Raw genomic sequence first — 4687 nt, forward strand, 5'->3', positions numbered from 1 at the left:
GCGCTGGCCTTGTTTTTGTTTTTTTGTGTTCGTCCCCCCTCTCGGGGCCGGCGGGGGGCCCCCCCCCCCCCCCCCCCCCCCCCCCCGCGACACCCCCGCTCAAGCCCGCCCCGCAAGCCTCCGCGCGATTGTTCACCGGATTCGATAAATCTTTTCGCCGATCCGGCATTTATCCCCGCCCCGCTGTCCGACTAAATTGTCCTGAACGCAACGTGCCTCAGGCGCAGATTGCAATCCGCAATTGCCCGCACGCTACATCGGAACGAAGGAGTCGCAAGCATGAAACAGCTCATCACGGGGTTCTCTCTGGCCGCCATCTCCGCCGTCGTCACGACGACCGCATTCGCGGAAGGCGGCCAGGGCATCGGGCGCGCAGGCACCTACCAGATGTCCACGCAAGTTCAGGAAAGCACGAGCGAAACGCCCAAGACCCGCGCGCAAGTGCGAGCCGAACTCGTCGCCGCTTATTCGAACGGCTCCCTCCCCGCCTTGAATCGCAACAGCTATCCGGACCGCAGCATGCTGGGCGATGCCATCGCCGCGCAGAGCGCGCAGGCCGAAGCGCATAATCGCGAAATCGTCGAGTACGCCAACGGGTCGTCGGCACGTGGCGCCGTGACGGCGCGCTGAACGCATCGGCGTCAAGGAATCACGAGGTCATCATGTTCGAAAACACATCGCTCGATCAATTCTCGGCTCTCGAAGAGCTCTCCACCGTGACGCCGGTGTGGCGTCCTTTCGTGGAGCACAGCGCGCGTGAGCAGGCTGTCTCGCAGGACTCGCAGCCGCGCTCGGCAGACTGCGCACACTGAGCCCGGACAAGCGAGGCGCGAAGTCCGCGCCCGCTTCCTTCAACCGCTTCTTAACCGCACGCGCCGATTTCGCCGCACGACGTGCAGAAGTCGCAGCCGTCCTTGCGAATCACCGCATTGGCGCCGCACGTCGGGCACTTGCGGCCGTGCATCTGGGGAAGACCATGGGGATCGATCTCGCCTGGCGCGACAGCCTCGGTTACTTCTTCGCGCTCATCAGCTATGGCTACCGCATGCGGCGCGTCATCGGGACGTTTGCGCGCAAGCGCGCGCGACGGTACTTGCTCGCCTTCTGCGTCGAGAAATCCGCGACGATGAAGGATCTGCTGGATCGCATACGCTAGCGCCGCCACTTCCGAGTCATGCCAGCGCGGACTGCGATGACCGTCGAGCCGTTCGACATCGCCCAGACGCACCTGGCCGCGATCCCACGACACCTTGCGCATGTCCTGCAAAGTACGCGCCGCGAAGCCGCCGCGTGCGGCCAGTGACAGCGAACGCATGGTCGCGGTGATCCACTGTTGCGACTCGTCGCGCTGCCCTGACGGAATGAAGAACTCGATGGGACGCTCGATGGTGACGTCCTCACCGCCGATGCGCCCCGTCACCTCGATGAACGACACCGCGAGGTAGAGCGACTTCTTGCCGGCCTGCGTCAGGTACTCGACCTTCTCGATGATCGCGGGCAACGCGCCCTTCGGCCGATGATCGATTGCAATGCGCAGCGGATCGAGATCGAGCTCGGGGTCGGGGGAATCGCTGGGGGTTTCCGTCGGCGTCACCGAGAGCACGGCGCCGAGCGTCTCATTCGGCCGATACGTCGCCAGCCCTTTCAGGCCGCGCCGCCATGCCTCGAAATAGAGGTCCTGGAACTTGTCGAACGGATAGTTGGCGGGCACGTTGACGGTCTTCGAAATCGACGTGTCCACGAACGGCTGCACCACCGCCATCATTTCCATGTGCTCCTGCGCCGACATTTCGAGCGCGCTGACGAAGTAGTCGGGCAAGGCGTTCACATCGCCGCCCATCTCGCGATACAGGCGATAGGCATGATCCTCGACGGCGAAGCTTTGACGTGAGCCGTCGGCCATGCGCTTGGTGCGCTGATAGGTCCATGAGAACGCGGGCTCGATGCCGTTCGACGCATTGTCCGCGAAGGCAAGACTCACGGTGCCCGTCGGCGCGATGGACAGCAGATGACTGTTGCGGATGCCGTGCTCGCGAATCGCGCGCTTGATGTCGTCGGGCAGGCGCGATGCAAACGTCCCCTCCTCCAGATAGCGCTTTGCATCGAAGAGCGGAAACGCGCCCCGCTCGCGCGCGAGTTCCACGGAAGCGCGATACGCCTCGTCGCGCATGGTGCGCGCAACGCGTTCCGCGAAATCGCGCCCTTCCTGTCTGTCGTAGCGGAGGCCGAGCATGACGAGCGTGTCGCCCAGGCCCGTGAAGCCCACGCCGATGCGCCGTTTCGCTTCCGCCTCGCGCGCCTGTTCGTCGAGCGGCCACAGCGTCACGTCGAGCACGTCGTCGAGGAAACGCACTTGCGTGCGCGTCGTGCGCGCGAGTCCGTCCCAATCGAAGGCGGGCGTGCCGCCGCGCATCTGCGCGAACGGTTCGCGCACGAAGCGCGTGAGATTGAGCGGTCCGAGATTGCAGCAGCCATAGGCAGGCAAGGGCTGTTCGCCGCAGGGATTGGTCGCGCGGATCGCTTCGATGGCGCGCAGGTTGTTGTCGTCGTTCATGCGCGACATGAACACGACGCCGGGTTCCGCGACATCGTAGGTGGAACGCATGATCGTGTTCCACACATCGCGGGCGCGCACCTCGCGATACACCCACAGGCCATCGTCGCGCTGGCGCATGTCTTCCGCCGTGCGCTGGGCCGGCGACGGCTCGGCCTTGTGCACCAGTTGCCATGCGGCGTCGTCGGCGACGGCCTGCAGGAACTCATCCGTCACCGCGACCGACACGTTGAAGTTGTTCCAGCGCCCTTTCGTATGCTTGGCCGCGATGAATTCGAGCAGATCGGGATGCGAGCAGTCGAGAATGCCCATCTGCGCACCGCGACGCGCGCCCGCGCTTTCGACCGTGCGGCACGAAGCATCGAACACATCGATGTAGCTGCACGGTCCCGACGCCGCCGAGCCGGTGGAATGCACGCGCGCCCCGCGCGGACGAATGGCCGAGAAGTTATAGCCGACGCCGCCGCCGCGCCGCATTGTCTCGGCGGCCTGCAACAACGCGACGTAAATGCCCGGCAGACCATTGCTGTCGACGCCCTGAATCGCGTCGCCCACCGGTTGCACGAAACAATTGATCAGCGTCGCTTCGATGCCCGCGCCCGCCGCGCTCATGATGCGCCCCGCGCCGAGCGCGCCACGTTTGAAATTGTCGACGAACTCTGCCTCGATCTTCGCGCGCAGCTCCTTCGGCTCGGCCAGCGCGACGCCTCGCGCGACGCGCCGGTGAATATCGTCCACGTGCGCCTCGTCGCCTTTTGCGTACTTCTCGAGCATCACGTCGATGGAAAACTGCTGCGGTGCGAGAGCGGTGCTGGGATTGTCTTCGGCCATGTCGGATCCTGTGTGCGCTGGGCGGTTCGCGCGTGGGCAAGGCATGCGTCACGCGCGTCGGCTGAACGTGCCGCAAAGGCGATGCCCGACGATAGCGCGAAATCACTCGGCCCGCCATCGAGCCGTTACACTCCGGTGATCCTCATCAGCCAGACACTTCGCATGATTACGCGTCATCCGCCGCTCTTCGGCATCGCGGGCCGCTCGGGCCAGGGCAAGACCACGCTGATCGAAGGGCTGTTGCCGTGGATGCGCGCGCACGGGCTCGTGGTCAACGTCATCAAGCACAGTCATCATTCGATCGAACTGGAGCCGCCCGGCAAGGACAGCGCGCGTTTCCGGCGCGCGGGCGCGGGCGAAGTGCTGATCGCATCGCCGTTTCGCTATGCCATCGTGCGGGAACTGCATGACGCGGATGAACCGCCGCTCGCCGAGCTCGCGGCGCGGCTCTCGGATGCGGACCTCGTGATCGTCGAAGGATTCGCGCGCGAGCCGATCCCACGGCTCGAAGTGGTGCGGCCTTCCGCGGGCCGCGATCCGCTCTACAAGACCGACGTAGCCATCCTGGCCATCGCCACCGACGCGCCCGAGGCCATCGAATCGACACTGCCGAAGCTCGATCTGAATGACATCGCGAGCATCGGCGCATTCATCTGCGAGACCATCGGCTTGACCCTGACGCGCTAACGTCCGGCGACGCCGCGACGCGCCATCGCCAGCGCTTCCGTCAGGACTTCGCCATCGCCGATATGATTTGCGAGCAGCAGGATGAGCCTTGCGTTGAGCATCTGGCTTGCTTCATCCGAGAGCCCGTCGTGCGTTTCGATGAGGCGCTCGTAGAACGCATCGTGGTCTGCGATATTCAGTTCGAGAGTGAGCTTCATGCGCGTCGTCATCCGTTGCAGGTTGCGCGGTCGAGCGCGGCCGTGACCTGTGCGGCATCGAAGCGACGCCAGCGTGCACACACGTGCTGGTCGGGACGCAGCAGATAGAAGGTGCCCGGTTGTGCATCGAAACGATGCGCCACCATGCCTTCGACATCTTCCACCACTGTCACGCCTTCGACGCTGCACGCCATGCCTCGCGGCACCACGAGCAGCAGGCGCACCGGCAGCCTTCCGCGATGCAGCGCCGCGAGGCTCTGCAGGCAGGCGTCAGGACCATGGTTGAGGCCGCAGAAGTAAAGGCCCGCGAACGCGCCGCTGTAGGTCTGCGCGAGCAGCCATGCCGGCTGGCCATCGACCTGTACGGGCGCATCCGCGCACGGCGCGCCGGGCACCATGGTACTGTCGAATGTATCGT

At 65.1% G+C, this 4687-nt stretch carries 5 protein-coding genes and 1 pseudogene; 3 read left to right on the forward strand and 3 right to left on the reverse strand.

Annotation, left to right across the window (positions count from 1 at the left end; all coding sequences use genetic code 11):
• The first annotated feature begins 279 nt into the window (after positions 1–279).
• Positions 280–630 (forward strand): DUF4148 domain-containing protein, encoded by a 351-nt coding sequence (locus tag QCE83_RS32020; protein WP_309820485.1) that lies wholly within the window; start codon positions 280–282, stop codon positions 628–630.
• Positions 631–662: 32 nt separating this feature from the next.
• Positions 663–812, forward strand: a complete 150-nt coding sequence (locus QCE83_RS32025; RefSeq protein ID WP_309820486.1) for a hypothetical protein — start codon at positions 663–665, stop codon at positions 810–812.
• A 50-nt stretch (positions 813–862) separates the two neighbouring features.
• Here QCE83_RS32025 and QCE83_RS32030 read toward each other — a convergent pair whose 3' ends face one another.
• Complete coding sequence (locus tag QCE83_RS32030) at positions 863–3385, reverse strand: adenosylcobalamin-dependent ribonucleoside-diphosphate reductase (RefSeq protein ID WP_309820487.1); 2523 nt, start codon at positions 3383–3385, stop codon at positions 863–865.
• Positions 3386–3547: 162 nt separating this feature from the next.
• Between QCE83_RS32030 and mobB the strand changes: the two genes are divergently transcribed.
• Positions 3548–4072, forward strand: a complete 525-nt coding sequence (gene mobB / locus QCE83_RS32035; protein ID WP_309821200.1) for a molybdopterin-guanine dinucleotide biosynthesis protein B — start codon at positions 3548–3550, stop codon at positions 4070–4072.
• On the opposite strand, the gene QCE83_RS32040 is transcribed toward mobB, so the two are convergent.
• Together QCE83_RS32040 and QCE83_RS32045 are read right to left on the reverse strand one after the other, a co-directional pair.
• Positions 4069–4269: a DUF2783 domain-containing protein gene (locus tag QCE83_RS32040; protein ID WP_309820488.1), complete on the reverse strand. Its 201-nt coding sequence runs from the start codon at positions 4267–4269 to the stop codon at positions 4069–4071. The two genes, mobB and QCE83_RS32040, sit on opposite strands and share 4 nt — an antisense overlap.
• 8 nt (positions 4270–4277) lie before the next feature.
• Positions 4278–4687, reverse strand: a pseudogene (locus QCE83_RS32045) (FAD-dependent oxidoreductase); the annotation flags it as partial.

This window comes from Caballeronia sp. LZ034LL (assembly GCF_031451215.1).
In the GTDB taxonomy this organism is placed as follows: domain Bacteria; phylum Pseudomonadota; class Gammaproteobacteria; order Burkholderiales; family Burkholderiaceae; genus Caballeronia.

What these genes read in the sequence shown, in the direction of transcription:
- mobB (WP_309821200.1), top strand. Translation starts at nt 3,548, where the DNA reads ATGATTACGCGTCATCCGCCGCTCTTCGGCATCGCGGGCCGCTCGGGC.
- QCE83_RS32030 (WP_309820487.1), bottom strand. Translation starts at nt 3,385, where the DNA reads ATGGCCGAAGACAATCCCAGCACCGCTCTCGCACCGCAGCAGTTTTCC.
- QCE83_RS32040 (WP_309820488.1), bottom strand. Translation starts at nt 4,269, where the DNA reads ATGAAGCTCACTCTCGAACTGAATATCGCAGACCACGATGCGTTCTAC.
- QCE83_RS32025 (WP_309820486.1), top strand. Translation starts at nt 663, where the DNA reads ATGTTCGAAAACACATCGCTCGATCAATTCTCGGCTCTCGAAGAGCTC.
- QCE83_RS32020 (WP_309820485.1), top strand. Translation starts at nt 280, where the DNA reads ATGAAACAGCTCATCACGGGGTTCTCTCTGGCCGCCATCTCCGCCGTC.